The organism is Salmonella sp. SJTUF15581, from assembly GCF_043356775.1.
GTDB classification, from domain to species: domain Bacteria; phylum Pseudomonadota; class Gammaproteobacteria; order Enterobacterales; family Enterobacteriaceae; genus Salmonella; species Salmonella enterica.
This window is the reverse complement of sequence record NZ_JBEUJY010000002.1, coordinates 15,576-37,261: the sequence shown is the minus strand read 5'-3', so window position 1 is coordinate 37,261 and position 21,686 is coordinate 15,576. Positions and strand designations below refer to the sequence as shown.

Genomic DNA, 21,686 nt, shown 5'->3' with positions numbered 1-21,686 from the left:
CCGGATGGCGCCTGGCTTATTCGGCCTACAATCGAAACGGTTTTTGTAGGCCGGATAAGACAGTTACGTCGCCATCCGACGCTGCTTATTGGACATTACGCTTGTTTCGCCTCATCAAAGCACTGGGCGATAATCTCCAGGCCTTGCCGAATCTGCGAGGCCTCAATAGTGAGTGGAACGAGGATGCGCAAGATGTTGTAGTAAGGACCGCAGGAGAGCAGAATTAACCCTTTCTCGCGGGCGCGGGCCACAATGTCGGCGGTCAGAGTCGCGTTCGGTTTGCCGGGGTCGCCATTTTCGAACAACTCAATGGCGATCATGGCGCCCAGTCCGCGCACGTCGCCAATCTCACGGTGCGTTTCCGCTATCTCCATCAGGCCATCGCGCAGCGTTTTGCCAAGCGTATTCGCCTTTTGCAGTAGATTTTCCTGCTCGAAAATGTCCAGTACCGCCAGTGCGGCGGCGCAGGCAATCGGGTTTCCGGCATAGGTGCCGCCCAGCCCGCCCGGCGCGATAGCGTCCATCACGTCTGCCCGGCCGGTAACGCCTGCCAGCGGAAAGCCGCCGGCGATCGATTTCGCAAACGTGGTAATATCTGCCGCAACGCCCATCTGTTCCATGGCGAACAGCGTACCGGTCCGGCCCGCGCCGCTTTGCACTTCGTCGGCAATCAACATAATGCCGTGTTGGTCGCATAGCGCGCGCAGTCGCTGCATAAACGCGGGAGAGGCGGCGTAAAATCCGCCTTCGCCCTGTACCGGCTCAATAATAATGGCGGCGATATCTTCCGGCGCGGCATCATTTTTAAAGATGCGTTCAATGCTGGCGATCGCGTCGTCGTCGCTGATGTTGTGTAGCGGGCAAGGATAAAGCGCGCGGTAGACATGGCCTGGCATCAATCCCATACCAGCAGAGTACGGGTGTACTTTCCCGGTCAGAGAGAGCGTGTAGTGGGTACGACCGTGGTAAGCGCCGCTAAACGCGATAGCGCCGCTGCGTTTTGTCGCCGCGCGGGCGATTTTCACCGCGTTTTCAACCGCTTCTGAACCGGTCGTGACCAGCAACGTTTTTTTGGCGAAATCGCCCGGTACCTTCTGGTTCATGCGTTCGCACAACGCCAGGTACGGTTCATAGGCCAGCACCTGAAAACAGGTATGCGACAATTTCTTCAACTGCGCTTCCACCGCTGAAACAATGCCCGGATGTAAATGACCGGTGTTCAGGACGGCAATGCCGCCCGCGAAATCGAGATACTCACGGCCTTCGACATCCCAGACCCGACAATTTTCCGCCCGCTCGGCGAAAATCGGGTGAATCTGCCCCACGCCGCGAGGAACGGCGTTATGGCGGCGCTGCATTAAAGCGTTATTGGTATTCATTAGCGACTCTCCTGTTAAAGGCCGATGCACATATATTTGATTTCTAAATAATCTTCGATGCCGTATTTGGAACCTTCACGGCCTAATCCGGAGGCCTTAATACCGCCGAAAGGCGCGACTTCGTTGGAGATAATGCCGGTATTAATACCGACGATGCCGTATTCCAGCGCTTCGCCGACGCGGAAAACGCGGCTTAAATCGCGTGCATAAAAATAGGCTGCCAGGCCGAACTCGGTATCGTTAGCCTGCCTGATGACATCCGCCTCGTCGCTGAAGCGGAACAGAGGCGCGAGCGGCCCGAATGTCTCTTCTTTGGCGACTTTCGCGTTATCAGGAACATCCGCCAGAATGGTCGGTTGAAAGAAGTTGCCGCCCAATTTGTGCGCTTCACCGCCCGTAATGACGCGGGCGCCTTTTTCCAGCGCGTCGGCGATATGCTCCTGGACTTTCGCCACGGCTTTTTCATCAATCAGCGGCCCGATAGCGACGTCGGCTTGCAGGCCGTCGCCGACCGCGAGCTTATTTACCGCCTGGTTGAGTTTTTCCGCAAAACGATCGTAAACGCCGTCCTGAACATACAATCTATTGGCGCAGACACAGGTCTGCCCGGCGTTGCGAAACTTCGAAGCCAGCGCGCCTTCGACGGCTTTATCCAGATCGGCATCGTCAAAGACGATAAACGGCGCATTGCCGCCCAACTCCAGCGACACTTTTTTAATGTCTTTGGCGCATTGTTCCATTAGCTGGCGGCCAATCTCCGTCGAGCCGGTAAACGACAGTTTGCGTACCAGCGGGTTGCTGGTCAGCTCGCCGCCAATATCGCCTGCCGAACCGGTAACGACGTTAAATACGCCTGCGGGAATTCCGGCGCGCCGGGCCAGTTCCGCCAGCGCCAGCGCGGAAAACGGCGTCTGGCTGGCGGGTTTGAGTACCATTGTGCAGCCTGCGGCCAGCGCGGGGCCGGCTTTACGGGTGATCATTGCCGAGGGAAAGTTCCACGGGGTAATCGCGGCGGTGACGCCGATGGGCTGTTTAATCACCAGCAGCCGTTTATCGGCCTGATGACCTGGAATCGTGTCGCCATAGATACGCTTCCCCTCTTCGGCGAACCATTCAATAAACGAGGCGGCGTAGCTAATTTCGCCTTTCGCTTCCGCCAGCGGTTTGCCCTGTTCCAGCGTCATCAGACGCGCCAAATCGTCCTGATGTTCCATCATCAGATTGAACCAGCGACGCAGGATATTGGCTCGCTCTTTGGCAGTGAGCGCGCGCCAGGCGGGCAGGGCGCGATTGGCGGCGTTGATGGCGTCGCGCGTCTCTTCCGCCCCCATTTTGGGCACATTGCCGAGCGGTTTCCCGTTGGCGGGGTTGCTCACGGGAATGACATCGCCGCCGCGCGCGTCGCGCCAGTCGCCATCGATAAAGGCCTGCTGGCGGAACAGGGTAGAGTCGTTAAGTTGCATAATTGCTTCCTGTCTGAAGGGTTAACGGGTAAATGCGGCGTGTAATGCGTCCACGCTGCGTGCCGCACGCAGCGTACGTCCGGGGTTGCTCTGGCTTGCGCGTAGCGCCTGAACTTTGCTGACGATATGCGCGCCGATCGGTATCGCGGATGTCGCCGCCGGGGAGGGGGCGTTACAGGTGTGAATGGAACGCGGCGTCGTGACAAACAGAAAATCATCAATCAGTTTGCCGTCCGGTGAAACCGCCTGCGCCCGCACGCCTGCCGGCCAGGGCTGGAGATCGTTGACGGTCAGGCTGGGGCAATACTTTTGTACTCGCCGCAAATAGCCGCTTTTGCACAGCGAGTTTTTCATCTCGCCCAGTCCGGAAAGCAGATGGTTTTGCAGTACGCGGCGAATGCCGGCGGAGCGGAAAATCTCCAGGGTGTCGGTGAAGGAAACGTCGCGCTTACGGTAGCCTTCGCGTTTAAGCGCCAGCACCGCATTCGGCCCGACCGTAACGCTGCCGTCGATCATGCGGGTAAGATGGACGCCGAGAAACGGCATTGCCGGATCGGGGATCGGGTAGATCAAATGGTTAACGATCCGGTTGTGCCGCGGGGCCAGACGAAAGTACTCGCCGCGGAAAGGGCAGATAATAAAACCGGGCTCCACGCCCAGCATTTTGACCAGCCGATCCGCCATCAGCCCTGCACAGCCGATAAGCGTAGCGGTTTCGATTTCCCGACCTTGCGAGGTGCGAATGACAACGCCAGCGGCATGTTCTGTTAGCGCGCTGACCTCGGCATGGTAGATGATCTCGCCGCCTTTGGCCTGAAAGCGGTTCGCCATGGCCGTCGCGACATCGCGATAGCTGACAATCCCGCTGGAAGGGACAAAAATCCCGCCCAGGCCAATGATATTGGGTTCGCGTTCACGCAGCTCCGCCGCGCTTAACCACTCGCGCTCTAAGCCGTTGGCCGCCGTCCGCTCCCATAGCGCGCGCATCCGCGCCATTTCCAGCTCCGAGGTGGCGACCAACATTTTGCCGCAGGTGTCGTAGCGGATGTTGTTTTGATCGCAAAAGGTTTTGGTCGCCTGATTGCCCGCCAGACAAAACCGCGCTTTGAGGCTGCCGGGCGTGTAGTACACCCCGGCATGGATCACGCCGCTGTTATGCCCGGTCTGGTGGCAGGCTGGCGCGGACTCTTTTTCCAGCAACGCGATGCGCGCATCCGGATAGAGATCAATAAGTTGCATGGCGGTCGACATGCCGATAATGCCGCCGCCGATAATCACAAAATCATACATCCGCGTAATTCCTTCGCCGTGGCGCTTATTGGTGAGTTTGATAATGGCTGGCGGCGTAGGCGAAGTAACCGCGCTGGCGCATCAGTTCGCGACGCAAGTCAGGATGCGGCGTAAAACGATCGCGTCCATGTAGCCAGAACAGATTGTTAATCAGCAGGAATTTGCCGACCGGTACCGGCACGGAGAGGATGTTTTGACTGGTTTCCAGCGCGTCTGAAAGTTCGCTGAGCCAGACGCCTTCTTCAAAGTCTTTTGGCTGGACGAACTGGTCGATATAACGCATGACCGGGCGGCCTTGTTGGTCGACATCAAACACCGGGTGCCAGACGTCATGGCTAACATTTTTGCTTGGCGGCGCCGCCCAGCGCATGACGCGACGCGCCAGCGGATGGGTAAAAAACGACTCCAGATGTTCCCAGTCATCAAGGTGCAGCAACAGCGAATTACCGCCTTCCATATTCTGTTCGTCGATTTTCATCATCAGCACGTAGTCGGTCACCTCCTCAACATAGGTACCGTCATTGTGCAGTTCCATTACGCGGTGGGGCTGGCGCAGATAACTGTCGGAGTTGTCGACGTTTTTGACCACGAAACGCGCGTAGTACTGGCCGCTCATCGCATCGTAGTTGGAGCGACCAATAAGATGCGCCACCGCCGTCGCCAGTTTGACCATCTCTTCTGCCTGTGCGACATCATCGATCCCTTCGGCGCTGATCAACAGCGCGCCTTGTGCACGGTTGAGGAGCGTTTTGATCAACAGCGGTTGTAGCTGATTGCCGCACAGATCGTCGAGGATCTTGCCGATTTTAAAACGTAAGAAAGATTTGTATTCCAGCGCCTGCACCGGCCACTGCGCAACCTGATGAAGAAATTGTTTTGTGGTATCCGCCGTAAACGTTAACGCCAGCAGGCGCGGCGACTGCGCCGAAGGGGCAAGGGTGAAACCAGTATGGCGTTGGGCTAAATCATCTGTGTTCGCTTTTACGGCAGTCAGTGCATTCATCAGAATCATTCCTCTCGGTAGATGGTCAGGGAGACATGGCGATGCTCATTTCGTAGCCATAAATTAAAAATATCGACATTTTCCAGAAACGCGTATGAAACAACCGCTTTTGTTTAATTATTGTGATCAAAAACAACAAATATTTAACAATACGAAAGGTGAGGTTAACGGCGCCACGAGCCTGACAACGGCAAGAAGGGGTGTAAAATGAGCGAGTTATGGAAAGAGTGATGCTGGCGGGGTTGCCCGGCCTGGCACATGAGCGCGTAGGCCGGACAAGTACAACGTATTTCAGCAGTCAATTAACCGGCGTCAACCTGCGGTTTACGGCTGTGTTTACGGATCAGACGTAACATTGGCGGTACGACAATGACCATGATCGCCATGATCAGCAGGGCTTTGGCAACGCCGCTTTGCCACAAAATCGCCATATTGCCGTTACTGATGGAGAGTGCGCGGCGCAGGTTTTGCTCCAGCATTTCCCCCAGTACGAATCCCAGGATCAGCGGCGACATGGGGAAGTGCATTTTACGTAAAATGTACCCTAACACGCCGAGCGCGACCATCAGCACCAGATCGAAGGTGGTGCTGTGTACCGCATACACCCCTACCGCCGATACGGCAGCGATGGCGGGTACCAGGAACCACAGCGGAATGGTGAGCATACGGGTGAACAGACCGATCAACGGGATATTCATGATCAGCAGCATCACGTTCGCAATCAGCAGCGCAGCGATGAGTCCCCAGACGATATCCGGCTGTTCGGTGAACATCGCCGGGCCTGGCGTGATGTTGTACAGCGTCAGCGCCCCCATCATCACTGCCGTAGTGCCGGAACCGGGAACGCCCAGCGTCAGCATCGGGATGAAGGAGCCGCAGGCAGAGGCGTTGTTTGCCGCCTCCGGCGCCGCGACGCCGCGAATATCCCCTTTGCCGAAGCTATCGCTGTTGCCGCTGAGTTTTTTCTCGGTCATATAGGTAATGGCGCTGGCGATGGTCGCCCCGGCGCCGGGCAATACGCCGACAAAAAAGCCGATTACCGAAGAACGCAGGGTAGTGCCGATACACTGCGCGCCTTCTTTCAGGTTGAACAACATTCGACCCGTTTTGCGGACCATTGTTTGCCCGCTGCTGGTATGTTCCAGCATTAAAAGTATTTCTGATACCGAGAACAGGCCGATCACCACGACGATAAACTGTACGCCGTCGGAAAGATGAACGCTGTCAAAGGTAAAGCGATAAACCCCGGTGTTGGCGTCCACGCCGACGGTCGCAAGGCCAAGACCGATCAGCGCCGCCAGAAATGATTTAAGCGGATTTTGCGCCATCATGCTGCCAAGACAGGCGATAGCAAAAACCATTAAGGCGAAATATTCCGCCGGACCGAAGGCCAGCGACCATTGCGCCAGTAAAGGGGCGAACAGAATGATGCCGCCGATAGCGATTAATGAACCGAAAAATGAGCTGACTGCGGAAATCGACAGCGCTACGCCGCCTTTCCCTTGCTGCGCCATTGGGTAACCGTCCAGCGCCGTCATGATCGCCGCCGCATCGCCGGGGACGTTGAGCAATATGGAGGAGATCCTGCCGCCATACTCACAGCCAATGTACACCGTCGCCAGCAGAATTAGCGCCGACTCCGCAGGCAGATGCAACGCAAAGGCCAGCGGCAGTAAGATTGCCACGCCGTTGATCGGTCCCAGGCCCGGCAGCAGACCGACGATCGTGCCCACGAAGCAGCCAATCAACGCGATAACCAGGTTTTCCGGCGTCATCGCCACCGCAAAGCCCTGAGAAAGATATATCCAGGTATCCATCGTTGCTCCGTTAACTCAGCCAGGCGCCGAGAGGTAAGGTGACATCAAGCAGCCGGTCAAAGGCATACCACAGCAGAATGCCCAATACCGCGCCGGAGATACCCGCCGCCGGAATCGTGGCGCCGAACAGCATCCCGATAACCATGGTGAGAAGCGCGGTGGCGATGGGAAAACCCAGCCATTCGAATCCCCAGGCATACATCAACAGGATGATGATCATGGTAATTAGCTTTTGCAGCACATAGCGGCGCGGCCAGCTAACCGTGTCGGGATGGCGTAATAACAGCGCCAGCGCGCAGAGCGCCATCAGGCCGATAATTCCCAGCGGAAAAGGGCGGGGGCCGACGGGTTCATAGCTGTATTCGCTTTGGATCTGCCAGGCGATGAATAGCCCGGCGATACAGAGCAACAGCCAGATACCCGCAAAGATACGATCGCTCATCATTGCCTCCGCGATTATTTCGCGAGTCCGAAGGCTTTCGCCTGTTCACGGTAATCAGTAACCTGTTTTTTCACGTAGTCATCGAGCTGCTGGCCGGTCATGTCGAACTCAAACAGGCCGCGCAGATCGCGCTGCTTTTTAAACTCGTCGGTTTGCTGGAGCTTCTTGAAGGTATCCACCCACCACTGGTAATCGGCATCGCTGACTTTGGGCCCGACGTAGAAGCCGCGAATAATCGGCCACACCAGGTCGTAGCCCTGTTCTTTAGCGGTAGGGATATTGGCAAGCTGGCCCGGCAGACGATTTTCTGAAAAGACGGCAAGGACGCGGATTTTGTCGCCGCCCAGATAAGGCACCATTTCACTGAGATCGCCGGAGACAACCTGAACATGGTTGCCCATTAATGCCGTCACCGGCTCGCCGCCGCCCTCAAAGGCAACGTAGCGCATCTTGTGCGGGTCGACGTTCGCCTTTTGTGCCAGCAACGCCGACTTCATCCAGTCCTGGCTGCCAATAGAGGCGCCAGCGCCAATGACCACGCTGTTGGGATCTTTTTCCATCGCCGTCATCAGATCTTTCAGCGTTTTCCACGGGGAATCCGCACGCACGGCGATCATGCCGTAATCAGTGCCCACGCTTGCCAGCCAGCGCACATCATCCACGCCGTAGCGACCAAATTTCCCCTGCGACAGGTTGAGCAGCGAACCGCCGGAAAAGGCGACCACAGTCCCGGGTTCGCCAGGGCGTTGAGCGACTATCGCGTTATAGGCCACAGCGCCGACGCCGCCGGGCATATACGTTACCCGCATGGGTTTCTCGATAGCGCCAGTCTCCAGCAAACTCACCTGAATCAGCTTACAGGTAAGGTCGAAACCGCCGCCAGGTTTGGCTGGCGCGATACATTCCGTTCGCGACGGCGCCTCCTGCGCCAGAACAGAGGTACTCATTAATAAAATGCTTGCAGTAAGGGTACGAAGTAATTGTTTTTTCATTTTTTATCCTCACGCCGGACGTCCGGATTTTTCAGGTTCGGAAGAAGATTTTTGTGATTATGTGAGCCGACATGTAGCAGTTCGGTTGCGTGATTGTTAAAACAATAACCTTTCAATTCCCTTTCAATGCGGCAGAAACTTTACAGGATGTGATATGCGTCTCTTATTGGCGGAAGATAACCGTGAGCTGGCTCACTGGCTGGAGAAAGCGCTGGTGCAAAACGGCTTTGCCGTGGACTGCGTATTTGACGGCCTGGCGGCTGACCATCTTCTGCACAGTGAAATGTACGCGCTGGCGGTGCTGGATATCAATATGCCGGGAATGGATGGACTGGAGGTGGTGCAACGGCTGCGTAAACGCGGTCAGACCTTGCCCGTTTTGCTGCTCACGGCGCGAAGCGCGGTGGCGGATCGCGTAAAAGGTCTCAACGTCGGCGCCGATGACTATCTGCCGAAACCCTTTGAACTGGAAGAGCTGGATGCCCGTTTACGGGCCTTGCTGCGACGCAGCGCTGGGCAGGTTCATGAAGTTCAGCAACTGGGGGAATTGATCTTTCATGATGAAGGGTATTTTCTGTTACAGGGGCAGCCGTTAGCGCTGACGCCGCGTGAGCAGGCGCTCTTAACCGTATTGATGTACCGACGAACGCGGCCGGTTTCGCGTCAGCAGCTTTTTGAACAGGTGTTCAGCCTGAACGATGAGGTAAGCCCTGAAAGCATCGAACTTTATATTCATCGACTGCGTAAAAAACTCCAGGGAAGCGATGTACGAATTACGACGCTGCGCGGCCTGGGTTATGTGCTGGAGCGCGGCGATGAAGTGGGTTAAGCCGCAATCGTTGTACCTGCAACTCTTGCTGTTCCTGGGGTTGCCGCTGATTCTGCTATGGGGGCTGTCGGCGTTTAACAGCTATGTCAATGCGCTACAGGCCGCCACTCAGGCTTATGATCGTACGTTGCTCTCCTCGGCGCGAACAGTATCGGAACGGCTGGTGGTGCGCAATAAGCATCTGGAAGTTAACGTGCCCTGGGTGGTGCTGGATAGCTTCGAGCTTAATATGAATGATCGACTCTATTACAAAGTCGTCGACCCTTCCGGGAAGGTCATTTCCGGTTATGACGATCTGCCTGCCATGCCGCCCACTACGCCCCGTACCCGGCTTTATCCGGCGCTGGCGTGGTTCTATCATACCGAGTATCGCGGCGAGGCGATCCGCGTGGCGCGTTTGCTACAGCCGGTCAACGAAGGCGGCATTATCGGCATGGCGGAGATTTATGTCGCAGAGACGCTGCAGTCCCGTCGTTATCTGGCGGGCCAACTGCTGTTCTCTTCCTGGATCTCACAGGGGCTGCTGGTGTTGCTGACCCTGGTGCTGGTTGGCTGGTTATTACGCCGGATCCTGCGCCCTATGCGTCAACTTTCGTCATTAATGGTACGCCGCGAACCGGGTCTGTTAACGCCGCTGCCGGAACTGCTGCCATGGTCGGAAACACGCTTGTTAATCGTGGCGTTTAATCGCTACATTGACAGGCTCCGCGGCATCCTCTCCCGGCAGGAACGCTTTAGCGCCGATGCTTCTCACCAGTTAAAAACGCCGCTGGCGGTGTTAAAAACGCAGGCGGCGGTGGCGTTAGCCAGCCAGCACCCTCATCACTGGTACGAAAGTCTGCAGGCGATGAGCGTAACGCTGGATAGTACCATTCAGCTCACGGAAAGATTGTTGCAACTTTCTGCGGTAAAGCATAAAGAGCAGGGCGAGCGGCGCTTTTCACCGGTGAATCTGTACGATATCGTACAGAGCGGCTGCTTTACCCGCCTGGCGCAGGCGCGGAGTAAACATATCGACCTGGGCTACGAAGGCGAACAGGAAGCGATGTGGATCGAGGGGGATGAGGTACTGCTTAGCGAGCTGTGCGGAAACTTGCTGGATAATGCGCTGAAATACACGCCTGAGCAAGGCATCGTCACCGCGCGGCTTGAACGGGATAGTGATGCCGTGACGCTGGTTGTCGAAGATAGCGGCCCCGGCATTGATGATGAACATATCCATCTGGCGCTACAGCCGTTCCACCGGCTCGATAACGTAGGAAATGTGGCCGGGGCGGGTATTGGTCTGGCTTTGGTCAATGATATCGCACGCCTGCACCGTACTCGTCCCCATTTTTCCCGTAGCGAAGCGTTGGGAGGGTTATACGTTCGGATACGCTTTTTAAGCCTTGTTCCGCAGTAATGCGCACAAATGTGTCAGCGGTAAAGCACGTTTACAAAAAGTCGCATCTTGAGGTGTGACGTTTTAATCAAATGATCATACATTCCCCCTACAAACCGTAGCGTTAATTAAAAAATATAGTGGGTGCAGGGGCATGAATAATCATACTAAACGACGGGGAATAGCATTAACCGTCTTTCTTGTTGGGGTTAACATCCTGGCCTGGATTTGGGCGTTCTGTGTTTTTCATCACCATGCAGTCATGCTAAGCGCAGCCATACTGGCGTATAGCTTTGGGCTGCGTCATGCGGTTGATGCCGATCATATCGCAGCCATCGATACCGTCACCCGTAAACTGATGCAGCAGGGTAAAACGCCTTTAGGCGTGGGGGCGTTTTTTTCATTGGGTCATTCGACCATTGTCGTTCTGGCATGTCTGGCGATTGTTGTGACGTCGATGGCATTTCGCGATCGTATTGATGTTTTGCATCAATATGGTTCGTTGATCGGTACGGCTGTTTCCGCTTTTTTTCTGCTGGCGATGGCCCTGCTTAACCTGTTTATTTTGTTCAACGTCTGGCGGCAATTTCGCTCGGTTACCCGCGGCGAGTCAGTGAGAGCGCATGACGAGGCGATACCCGGCGGGCTGATGACGCGTATATTTCAGCGTACGTTTCGTTTAGTCACTTCCAGTTGGCATATGTATTTTGTCGGTTTTCTGTTTGGTCTGGGATTTGATACCGCAACCGAGGTTGGGCTGCTGGGCATTTCCGCTTCAGCAGCTAACCAGGGGCTATCTCTCTGGTCGATGATGATTTTTCCTGTGCTGTTTACCGCCGGGATGGCGCTGGTGGATTCCCTGGATAACTTTGTCATGGTCGGCGCTTACGGTTGGGCTTTCTCGCATCCATTACGTAAGCTTTATTATAATATGACCATTACCGCCGCATCCGTCATTGTCGCGCTGGCGATTGGCGGGCTTGAGGCGCTGGGGTTGATTGATGATGCGTTACAGTTAAGCGGAACATTTTGGCAGACCGTCAGCACGCTTAACGATCATATGGGGAATGTGGGCTTCTGTGTAGTGGGCGCTTTCGTGCTATTCTGGCTGCTCTCGTTGTTGAATTATCGCTGGCGCGGCTATGATAAAATCACCCTCAATACCTGATTGATTTCTGTAAAAATAGCATTTCGGCAGTGGTGTCATATCATTGCCGAAGCATTTTATCTCCTGAGAGTATATTCTTCCCGGTAAGTGCGTTATTTTTCATGCTTGCCTTTCGTTATCAATTTAAGCAATCCGATATAACATACAATACCAAAAATAATAATAACAGTTGTATACCCAAGAATCAGCCAGTCTGCATGTGTCATAATATAATCCAGTTATCAGGTATCCCGTGTTAAGGCGATCTTTAAGCCTGTTGTCAGCAAGAACCACTGTACCCGTTCAGTGCTGTTGGCAATAACGTATTGTTTATGCACAAGAGCGTTGTTACAAATAACGTATACATTGAGCATAGACCTCACCTACATTTTTGTAATGCCATAAAGCAAGGCTACACCTTTAATCTACTGACGGTATGCCAGGCCAGAAGAGATAAAAGGTTAGTTGTCATCATCATCTGTTCCTGACGCCAGGTTAATGACACATACATATGAAAATGTATAACCGCTGCACGCTTTTTAGCACGTTATCTGTAACATACCGTGTTAATCAATTCCATAAAACCGAGTATAGTGTAAGTGAATTTCGAGTAATTGTCATTATGATTATATGGTGGTTAACTTATTTTTCAAATTATGATTAAACTTTCGTTTTTTATCAGTTCATCAGGACTTATGAAAAATCTGGACGTAAAAAACATATTTACGTCCAGGCTTTCTTTTTAGCAAATCGATTTTCCGGTAAAATAGGGGGTCGACCACATGCGCTTATATTCCCATTCAGGCCTTAGTATGCCGATGGAAAAAAGCAATTTTTTTTGTCTTTCCTGGCAGTAATGTCTGGCACGGTTAATATTTAGCCACATTAGTATGCTGCCGGGACTGAGTGGCCTGAACTCATTTTTAATTGCACCATTAGATACGTCAAAGTAGACGTTCATCTGGCTTTCAGATTTCAATACGATATCAAATGCACAGGGTATCCCTTCAATATAAAGAATATGCCCAAACAGAAGGTGATGCAGTTGACTAAAAAAGGTGGCAAGGTTATCAGCGGGATAGCAAGATAACGTATTGCCGAAACGAGACTGAAATAACTCGATAAAAATATGAGTCAGTTCATCAGAAGAACAATCAGCAACGCTTTTTACACTACCGCCTTTTTTAAGAAATTGCTGATATTCATTACGGCGTCTTTTTTCAAACTTAGAAGAGAACGTTTCTTTGACCAGACAATTTTGTTTTTTTCTGGTGAGTTTCCATATGGCATTGCGTATTTGTGGCTGATGCAACGCCGAAAGCCGGTTAGTACGATCGGGTAAGAAGCAGCGTAAATCTGGTGCCATCGGAATAAGTATCTCATCTGACGATAGCGGGAAGGTTCTGCGCGTCAGGATGCCAATATTCTGATCATTACAGATAAAGTAGGCGCCTTTAATCTTATCATCTTCTTTATAGTGGAAGAATTTAAAATGCCAGTTATGGCGCTTCATAAAATAATCCACAATATCTGGGTGCATATTGATACTACCGCCGTATTGCGTAAACACCTCCCGGTATAGGGCAAAGGAAGACGGCTGCCAGCGGGTTAATATACGCTTAACTTCTTGTATTTTCACCAAAACTCCTGACTTAGCTTACTGAAAATTCTATTTTGTATTATTTTTTTGCTCAACCAAATAAAAATGTGACAAATGTTTAGCTTGTATTTAATGGTTAACATGCTAATCGATGACGTTATGGTGAAGGGAATAAGATTAAGATGTTGATCATAGCATGAGTGAAAGCGACGGTTTAATGCCGCGCTTTTCACTCGCAAGCCATTCTGTATTTAACCATCCAGTAGCGATACAGATTTCAAAGAGATCCGCTGAACGGTAGCAGGATCTGCACATCCGCGTATGAAATAGTTCTACCGGGAGAGGCTGTTAACCTCTTGTATTATTGTATCCAGAATATGATAGCGTTTCCGATACTCTGCGCGTTTTTTGCTGGGAATACTTTCAGGCGCTTTACGCATCACCTGTGATGGCAGATGATATAAGGCACCTTTCTTAACGCCGTTTAGCGACTCCCAGAATTCACTATAGCTGGCCACAAAAGTTTTTTTCTTCTGGAATAAGTACCGGAGTTGACGATAAACATGGTTGTTTTCACTTACCGCATAAATCTCGTCGACATTACAGGCCTGCATCAATGTCGCAAATGCTTCATACAGCATCCGTTTAGGAAAGAGACCGTAACAATCTTTGGTGGCGTTACGTATGACTTGTGGGCCGACATGTTTACTGGGCCCTTGTAACCCGGCAACCAACGCTATTTGCTTCCCTTCATGGCGGATAAAGGAAAATGATAAACGTGCCAACGGCGTATCATTGAAACACAGCGTTAATGTCAGTTCACCTTCTCTGTCATAGCCACAGGGACCGCAGTAGATATCTACCAGAGCACCGTTTTTTCCTTCCAGGTGAGCGAGTAAGATTTGTTCCTCGGACAGGAGGATCTTTTTAATTTTACTTTCCGGAAAGGACTGAACGAACTGGTAGTGTTCCAGAATAGCCCTTGCCCGGCAACGTATGCTAAGCCCGGTATACAAATAGGGCCGCTGGATTTTTGCCGGCAACAGTGGACGATGAATGATCAGCGTTCTGGGTTGAGACAGATGGCATAATTCATTGAAGTATTTAATTGTCGTTATGGGGTTAATAAGGCAACGTAATACAAATTTATAGCGAAACTTACGCTCTCCCCAGCGTTTATGGCGATAAGGCGTCTGCGCCATGACTTCTTTTAACATTAATAATGGATTATATCTTTCCATATCACTTTGCTGCATCGTCATACTACGGCTCTACTACTCGATGGACTTATAACCGAGACGGTAGCCTGATTGAGTTAAACGTAAAGGCAACGAAGAAGGCCTGTACAGACGATGTTGTTAAACAGTTTATCAATGGCAACAATAAAATGCCTGAACACGCTTTTTAATAGGTTTTCTGCTAATGAGTGGGATGAGTCCTGAACGTAGTATTAAAACGAATGCCGTGTTTATTATTTTAAATAATGTTTATGCTCTAAATAATTCGAGTTGCAGGAAGGCGACAAGCGAGCGAATCCCCAGGAGCTTACTAAAGTAAGTGACTGGGGTGAGGGAACGCAGCCGCAGCACATGCAACTTGAAGTATGACGAGTATAAGCCAATATGTTTATTTAGCTGGTATTGTGTAAGCCAGACAGCAAAGCGTCGTGATACGTTATTATGTAACCAGACGCAAAGGGGGTATTCACCTTATCTCTAAATGCAAATCTATATGATAAATTTTATCATGTACCATGTTGCTATCTCTGGGAGAAAATATTATGCAGCGTTCACTCGATAGTCTGGCTGGTATGGCTACATCTGCTTTTGGCGCGGGGACTTCTGCTGCTATGCGGCAAGCCACCTCTCCCAAAACCATTCTGGAATATATCATTAACTTTTTTACCTGTGGTGGGGTGCGTCGGAAAAATGAAGCACAGTATCAGGAATTGATAGACACTATGGCTGATACATTGAAAAGTTCAATGTCTGACAGAGGTGCTCCGTTGCCAGAAAACATTATACTGGAGGATATGGGCGGGTTTCGTGTCGAATTTAATCTTCCTGGTGAGAATAACGAAGCTGGACAAGTTATTGTACGAGTCAGTAAAGGCGACAATTCTGAGACAAGAGAAATTCCGCTTGTCTCTTTTGAAAAAATATGTCGAGTTTTACTATTCAGATACGAATTTTCTCTCCCTCAGGATTCTGTAATGTTAACTGCCCAGGGAGGCATGAATCTTAAAGGCGCTGTCCTTACCGGAGCAAATCTGACGGCAGAAAATTTATGTGGCGCAGACCTAAGCGACGCAGATTTAGGGGGGGCAGTACTGTTTATGGCGGATTGTGACGGTGCAAATTTTAAGGGTGCAAATCTATCGGGAGCATCATTAGGCGACAGTAATTTAATGAACGCCTGTCTGGAAGATAGTATTATGTGTGGCGCTACCCTCGATCGCGCTAATCTTACTGGCGCCAATTTACAATACACAAGTCTGTTAGGCTGTAGCATGGTAGAATGTCTTTGCTCCGGTGCAAATATGGATCACGCTAATATTTCAGGCGCAACCCTTATACGTGCTGATATGAGCGGTGCGACATTACAGAGTGCTACTATAATGGCTGCTGATATGGAAGGCGCTATCTTAACCCGGGCAAACCTGCGAAAGGCGAGTTTCATTTCTACGAACCTGGACAGGGCTGATTTGGCTGAGGCTAATTTAAATAATACCTGTTTTAAAGATTGTACACTAACCGATTTGCGTACCGAAGACGCCAGAATGTCTACAAGTACACAAACACTCTTTAACGAATTTTATAGTGAAAATATTTAGCCCTTTTTGACGTGAATCTGAAATAAAAGAAATGTAAGAATAACTATCTGCTACTGAATAGTAGCCGAGAGTTAATTATTTACAGTATCTTTTATTATTACAGGAGTATGCGACGGTAAAAATATCTGAATAACTATTTCTATTTTCTCAAGTAGAACTTCCAACTAAAGCGAATTGTTTGAAAAGGAAAACGTTATGCCTGGATGTATAAGTGCCTGTTCATGCGTTGCCAGTCCGACGCCTCCCGATCCTAAGGCCCCCTCTAAGCCTAAGTGGATAGAGTTAAAAGGTTATTGTGTTACATGTACTAGTCAGGAGGATATTCGTCCACCTAAGGAGGGTGAACCAAAGCAAAAAATGACACCCAGCGAGTTAGTGCTGTTACGAGGTCTTTTAAAAGACCTGGGGGTAACACAACATCCCTGGCAAGACCCGACAGTAAAATCTACTAACTGTGGGTTGCCATATTTTCCAGTAGTTCCTGGAGAACGAGAAACCGATGTTTGATGGTTTTCTGTCTGCAAAGCGCCTGATAATTATTACCAGGCGCTTTGTATTTTGGAGCCAACATCACTTTCATTGTCATATATCGAATGACTACAATCGTATCCGATCCCACCATTACCCAGACGGAAAGTCTCTGGCAAACTGTAAGAACGGTTTGCCGTCGACAGGGAAGCGCCGGTGAACTCTGAACCGCACTATACCATCTTACCTGGGTGTTTATTATCATTAACGCTTTGAAAAATAGTTTTATTTCATCTATTTCTGTTTTGTAAAACCTTCGTTCAGTAGGCGCATTCTGCCACCCTTCCCGGATTTACTGGCAAAGCGGAGCCCGGACAGAGAGTCATATTGCAAAATCCCATTTCCGTTTTTTATTACCAGATTTTTGCGGTCGAAAGATTGCCTTTTTCTTAATTGAATGATAATTATTATCATTAGCATATGATAATAATTACTATATAGACGTAACCTGGCAAGGATGTGAGCTTGAGGGCAACAGCGCTACTTTAGACATTATTTAGGGAATGGGTATGAGAGTTAAGAAGTTCATCTGGTTAATAACCGTGGTTTCTACAGGGGTTAATAGTCCATTATCAGCAGCAGAATCTACTGACGACAACGGCGAAACGATGGTGGTTGAATCCACCGCCGAGCAAGTATTAAAGCAACAGCCGGGCGTTTCGATTATTACTCGTGACGATATTCAAAAGAATCCTCCCGTTAACGATCTTGCCGATATTATTCGTAAGATGCCTGGGGTTAATCTTACCGGCAATAGCGCCTCGGGGACGCGCGGAAATAACCGACAAATTGATATTCGTGGTATGGGGCCGGAAAATACCTTAGTGCTGATTGACGGCGTGCCGGTGACGTCGCGAAATTCGGTTCGCTATAGCTGGCGCGGAGAACGCGACACCCGTGGCGATACGAACTGGGTGCCGCCGGAGATGGTAGAACGTATTGAAGTGATCCGTGGGCCCGCCGCCGCGCGCTATGGCTCCGGTGCCGCAGGTGGGGTGGTGAATATCATCACCAAACGCCCCACTAATGACTGGCACGGCTCGCTGTCGCTCTATACCAACCAGCCGGAAAGCAGCAAAGAGGGTGACACCCGGCGGGGTAACTTTAGCCTTAGCGGCCCGTTGGCTGGAGATACGTTGACGATGCGCCTGTACGGTAATCTCAACAGAACCGATGCCGATAGCTGGGATATTAACTCCTCCGCCGGGACCAAAAATGCCGCCGGACGGGAGGGGGTCACCAATAAAGATATTAATAGCGTCTTCTCATGGAAAATGACCCCGCAGCAAATCCTTGATTTTGAAGCAGGATACAGTCGGCAGGGGAATATTTATGCTGGCGATACGCAAAACAGTACTTCAAACGCGGTTACCAAAAGTCTGGCGCAGTCCGGGCGGGAGACCAATCGCCTGTACCGGCAGAATTACGGTCTAACTCATAACGGCATCTGGGACTGGGGGCAAAGCCGCCTGGGGTTCTACTATGAAAAAACCGATAACACCCGCATGAATGAGGGGCTCTCCGGCGGCGGCGAGGGGCGTATTACCAACGACCAGACGTTCACCACTAACCGCCTGACCTCGTATCGCACCAGCGGCGAGGTGAATGTCCCGGTGATATGGCTATTTGAGCAAACGCTCACCGTCGGCGCGGAGTGGAACCGCGATGAGCTAAACGATCCTTCCTCTACCAGTCTGACGGTTAAGGATAGCAATATCGCCGGGATTTCCGGTTCGGCGGCTAACCGTAGCAGCAAAAATAAATCGGAAATCAGTGCGCTGTACGTTGAAGATAATATCGAACCCATGGCCGGTACCAATATTATTCCGGGTCTGCGTTTTGACTATTTAAGCGAATCCGGGAGTAATTTTAGTCCCAGTCTTAACCTTTCCCAGGAGTTAGGTGAATACGTCAAGGTGAAAGCCGGTATTGCCCGGGCCTTTAAGGCACCGAACTTGTATCAAACCAGTGAGGGGTATTTACTCTATTCGAAAGGCAACGGTTGTCCAAAAGATATTACGTCGGGCGGCTGTTACCTGGTCGGTAATAAGAACCTCGATCCTGAAATTAGCATCAATAAAGAGATTGGGCTGGAATTTACCGTAGACGATTACCACGCAAGCGTCACGTATTTCCGTAACGATTATCAGAATAAGATTGCCGCAGGTGATAAAATTATTGGCAGAAGCGCATCTGGCGCTTATGTATTGCAATGGCAGAACGGCGGTAAAGCGCTGATTGAAGGTATTGAAGCCAGCATGGCTGTTCCGCTGATGCCGGACCGTCTGAACTGGAATACCAATGCGACTTATATGATCGCTTCTGAGCAAAAAGATACCGGCAATCCCTTATCGATAATCCCGAAATATACGGTGAATACCTTCCTCGACTGGACTATCACCAGCGCGCTCTCCGCTAACGTCAACTGGACGTTATACGGCAAGCAAAAACCGCGAACACATGCGGAGTCGCGTAGTGAAGAGACCAAAGGATTGTCCGGGAAAGCGCTGGGGGCTTACTCACTGGTCGGCGCTAACGTTAATTACGATATCAACAAGAACCTGCGTCTTAATGTCGGTATCAGCAATATCTTCGATAAACAGATCTATCGCTCCGCCGAAGGGGCAAATACCTATAACGAACCGGGTCGGGCTTATTATGCCGGTGTGACGGCCTCGTTTTGATGGGTTATGCCCGCCGCTGGCGGGCATATTCTGGCGGCGGGTTAATGACAGCGTGGTTTTTGGCTTGCCGGTTCGCGACTGATATCCAGCAATGCACTGCGAAAAGAGGCGTTAAACATGGGCCCGTGGCCCAGGCCCGGGTAATGCTGCAGGGCCGCGTTAACGCCGTTGTTCTCAAGCGTTCTCACGGTCTCCTGAACTTTTTGCAGGAGCTCGGCCATCTGGCGTTGCCTGCTATCCCCATTCGACGCAGAACCTTCCATTATAATGAGTTTCTTATGGCAGAACGGCGACGGCTTCACTGCCGTAAGGCGATTCAACAGGGCAAAATTATCCCTGCTGAGTGACGGGCTGGCGCTGTAATAGATATGAAAGAAGGATGACGACAGCCAGGAGTCCAAAACGAACAGGCCGCCATAAGAATGTCCCCATACCCCGCGCCGTTCGGGGTTGATGGTTATTCCTTGTTCCACCTGCGGCGCGATATGTCTCTCCAGTAGCTGGCGGAACGCTGGCCCGCCGCCGGTTTTACGATGAAAACGCGGGTTATTTTCACTGCCTTCGCGATCGATTCCCGGCGCCGGCGTATAGTCATAAGCTCTGCCGTTAAGATCAAACGGCAGGTTAGTCTGATAGCCAATCGCCACAATCACCGGCGGCGAGTGGTCTGCCAGTTGTTTGAGCAGCGCCTCCGGCAGCCTGTCCATCACTGCATTGCCGTCCAGCATATATAAAACAGGATAACCCGACGGCGGGGCGGCTTTATTGGGAATAGCGGTCCATACCCGGTAATGTCTTGCGCCATCGGCAGATTGAAAGTCATTGACCCTAAAATGGTAATATCCCGAACCTTTATCAGCAATATTCGGCCCTAATGGCTGCATATCCGGCTGCGCATAACTCAGCGCGCTAAAACAAAAACTCACTAAAAATAGCGCCATGCGATAGCACTTGTTGTGGTACTGGCGACCATACATCGGATGTGATTCCTTTTTGGCAGGTGAAGTTTTATCGGGGCAGTAGACGTAATCCGTCAATCAATGCGCCGCGCCACCAGGCATAATCGTGACCGCCGGTGTACACGCTGCAATGGCTTTCAACGCCGGCGGCGCGCAATTTTTCATGCAACTGTTTGACCTGCGGGACCGTCGAACCTTCCAGCGATCCCACGCACAGATGCGTACGTACGGCTGGCGAGGGCGCGGATAACACATGTTCGCTGACCCATGAGCGCTCTTCTGCGCTGAAATGGTCTGGGCGGTTGCGGTTGTCCGGCGTCCACCACATTGAGGGGGAGTGGCTCAGCACCAGGCCGAAGCTCTCTGGCGCGTGGCGGGCCGCCATCAGCGCGGTCACGCCGCCGAGGCTTTGCCCAGCCAGCACCGTTTGTGTACGGTCCGCCCACCGCCGTTCCGGGTATTTGGCGCGAAGGGTTGGCAGCAGGCGTTCGGCAATGTCGAGCACCAGCTCGCGGCGACCGCCGAGGATTGCGACGCGTTCACCCGCGTTGATGTTATCAATGCCGAGTACGGCCACCGGCGCGATGCGTCCGCTGCGGATGGCGGCGTCAATGGCGGCGCTTACCCCAAGATGGTCGAACCAGATCTCGCCATCCGTGAGTACCAGTAAGCCCAGCGGTTGTACGACAGGAACGTCAGGAAGATACAGCCGCACACGGCGACGTTGTCCGGCGAGCCGATGCTCTGAGGTGAAAAGCTGCCCGGCGTAAGCGCGACAGCCTGACCACTCCTCCTGTGCCGGGGAGTGATCCAGCGCCAGAACGGATTCCTGCGCATTGCCCCGAACATTTATTCCCGGCGTGCTGTTCAGCGGGTCCGCCCTCCCGACAAGGGAGGCGAAACGGCTTCCAAGCTGCAACACCGTCTCGTCCGGGGTTTCCGGTGGTATTTCGACCATCGTATAGGAACCGCAGTAGGACGCCGGTAAGCGAAGCGTCAGATGCCAGATATCCGTTGTGGGCAGTTGCGTCATCATACCTTTCGCCACGTTATCTTTATCGGTGACACGGTTCAGGCGAACATAAACCCCCCGCAGAGGAGAGGCGGCACGCCACAGGAAGGTGACTTCCCGTTCATCGTCTGCGCCGTTAATGGCTGTCACCAGCGGCAGCGCGAGCGAGTTTGCTTCTCGCCAGAAGTGAGAAGCGTCAACCTGGCTTCCGGCGGCGAGTTGACGGCGAAGGCGCGTAGCGGTCTGTATAGCGACAGGAGCGACGGGCGGGCTCAGTCTCATTCTTTGTATTCCATCTCGTTTATATTTCGGTCAGTATCAATAGCT

The 21,686-nt window shown here is 51.9% G+C and carries 17 protein-coding genes; 6 read left to right on the top strand and 11 right to left on the bottom strand.

Going from position 1 to position 21,686, the window contains the following annotated elements; genetic code table 11:
- Positions 1-95: 95 nt before the first annotated feature.
- From gabT to ABVN36_RS03580, 7 genes are all read right to left on the bottom strand, one after another.
- The gene (gabT, locus tag ABVN36_RS03610) at positions 96-1,379 is read right to left on the bottom strand and encodes a 4-aminobutyrate--2-oxoglutarate transaminase (RefSeq protein ID WP_001095558.1); all 1,284 of its coding nucleotides are present in this window, start codon (positions 1,377-1,379) and stop codon (positions 96-98) included.
- A 14-nt stretch (positions 1,380-1,393) separates the two neighbouring features.
- Positions 1,394-2,842, bottom strand: a complete 1,449-nt coding sequence (gene gabD, locus ABVN36_RS03605; RefSeq protein WP_001176532.1) for an NADP-dependent succinate-semialdehyde dehydrogenase — start codon at positions 2,840-2,842, stop codon at positions 1,394-1,396.
- A 21-nt stretch (positions 2,843-2,863) separates the two neighbouring features.
- A complete protein-coding gene (gene lhgO / locus ABVN36_RS03600; protein WP_000271897.1) occupies positions 2,864-4,132 on the bottom strand; it encodes an L-2-hydroxyglutarate oxidase in 1,269 nt (422 codons plus the stop codon).
- A 25-nt stretch (positions 4,133-4,157) separates the two neighbouring features.
- Complete coding sequence (glaH, locus tag ABVN36_RS03595) at positions 4,158-5,135, bottom strand: glutarate dioxygenase GlaH (RefSeq protein ID WP_000993096.1); 978 nt, start codon at positions 5,133-5,135, stop codon at positions 4,158-4,160.
- Between the two features lie 302 nt (positions 5,136-5,437).
- Positions 5,438-6,952 carry a tripartite tricarboxylate transporter permease gene (locus ABVN36_RS03590; protein WP_017441165.1) on the bottom strand — a complete coding sequence of 505 codons (1,515 nt, stop codon included), beginning with the start codon at positions 6,950-6,952 and terminating at the stop codon, positions 5,438-5,440.
- Positions 6,953-6,962: 10 nt separating this feature from the next.
- Positions 6,963-7,397 (bottom strand): tripartite tricarboxylate transporter TctB family protein, encoded by a 435-nt coding sequence (locus ABVN36_RS03585; RefSeq protein WP_023888535.1) that lies wholly within the window; start codon positions 7,395-7,397, stop codon positions 6,963-6,965.
- A gap of 11 nt (positions 7,398-7,408) precedes the next feature.
- Positions 7,409-8,386, bottom strand: coding sequence for a tripartite tricarboxylate transporter substrate binding protein (locus tag ABVN36_RS03580; RefSeq protein ID WP_000744413.1), 978 nt, complete (start codon positions 8,384-8,386; stop codon positions 7,409-7,411).
- 154 nt (positions 8,387-8,540) lie between these two features.
- On the opposite strand from ABVN36_RS03580, the gene tctD reads away from it, so the two are divergent.
- The 3 genes from tctD (at position 8,541) to ABVN36_RS03565 (ending at position 11,764) form a co-directional block, all read left to right on the top strand.
- Positions 8,541-9,215 (top strand): transcriptional regulator TctD, encoded by a 675-nt coding sequence (gene tctD / locus ABVN36_RS03575; RefSeq protein ID WP_001237934.1) that lies wholly within the window; start codon positions 8,541-8,543, stop codon positions 9,213-9,215.
- Positions 9,202-10,617 carry a sensor histidine kinase gene (locus ABVN36_RS03570; RefSeq protein WP_023138949.1) on the top strand — a complete coding sequence of 472 codons (1,416 nt, stop codon included), beginning with the start codon at positions 9,202-9,204 and terminating at the stop codon, positions 10,615-10,617. Before tctD ends, ABVN36_RS03570 begins: the two co-directional genes overlap by 14 nt.
- A gap of 133 nt (positions 10,618-10,750) precedes the next feature.
- The gene (locus ABVN36_RS03565) at positions 10,751-11,764 is read left to right on the top strand and encodes a HoxN/HupN/NixA family nickel/cobalt transporter (protein WP_023138948.1); all 1,014 of its coding nucleotides are present in this window, start codon (positions 10,751-10,753) and stop codon (positions 11,762-11,764) included.
- 721 nt (positions 11,765-12,485) lie between these two features.
- On the opposite strand, the gene ABVN36_RS03560 is transcribed toward ABVN36_RS03565, so the two are convergent.
- Both ABVN36_RS03560 and ABVN36_RS03555 read right to left on the bottom strand, forming a co-directional pair.
- The gene (locus tag ABVN36_RS03560) at positions 12,486-13,382 is read right to left on the bottom strand and encodes an antimicrobial resistance protein Mig-14 (RefSeq protein ID WP_000701504.1); all 897 of its coding nucleotides are present in this window, start codon (positions 13,380-13,382) and stop codon (positions 12,486-12,488) included.
- Positions 13,383-13,675: 293 nt separating this feature from the next.
- Entirely contained in the window at positions 13,676-14,605 is a 930-nt protein-coding gene (locus ABVN36_RS03555; protein WP_001728571.1) for a VirK family antimicrobial peptide resistance protein, read from the bottom strand.
- Between the two features lie 518 nt (positions 14,606-15,123).
- Here ABVN36_RS03555 and pipB2 point away from each other — a divergent pair.
- From pipB2 to ABVN36_RS03540, 3 genes are all read left to right on the top strand, one after another.
- Positions 15,124-16,176: a type III secretion system effector PipB2 gene (gene pipB2, locus ABVN36_RS03550; protein WP_020899119.1), complete on the top strand. Its 1,053-nt coding sequence runs from the start codon at positions 15,124-15,126 to the stop codon at positions 16,174-16,176.
- A gap of 174 nt (positions 16,177-16,350) precedes the next feature.
- The gene (locus ABVN36_RS03545) at positions 16,351-16,683 is read left to right on the top strand and encodes a hypothetical protein (RefSeq protein ID WP_077905218.1); all 333 of its coding nucleotides are present in this window, start codon (positions 16,351-16,353) and stop codon (positions 16,681-16,683) included.
- A gap of 530 nt (positions 16,684-17,213) precedes the next feature.
- A complete protein-coding gene (locus tag ABVN36_RS03540; RefSeq protein ID WP_023138947.1) occupies positions 17,214-19,388 on the top strand; it encodes a TonB-dependent siderophore receptor in 2,175 nt (724 codons plus the stop codon).
- A gap of 41 nt (positions 19,389-19,429) precedes the next feature.
- Here ABVN36_RS03540 and ABVN36_RS03535 read toward each other — a convergent pair whose 3' ends face one another.
- Together ABVN36_RS03535 and ABVN36_RS03530 are read right to left on the bottom strand one after the other, a co-directional pair.
- Positions 19,430-20,365 (bottom strand): alpha/beta hydrolase, encoded by a 936-nt coding sequence (locus tag ABVN36_RS03535; RefSeq protein ID WP_000274361.1) that lies wholly within the window; start codon positions 20,363-20,365, stop codon positions 19,430-19,432.
- Between the two features lie 31 nt (positions 20,366-20,396).
- Complete coding sequence (locus tag ABVN36_RS03530; RefSeq protein ID WP_023138946.1) at positions 20,397-21,641, bottom strand: esterase family protein; 1,245 nt, start codon at positions 21,639-21,641, stop codon at positions 20,397-20,399.
- Positions 21,642-21,686 lie beyond the last annotated feature (45 nt).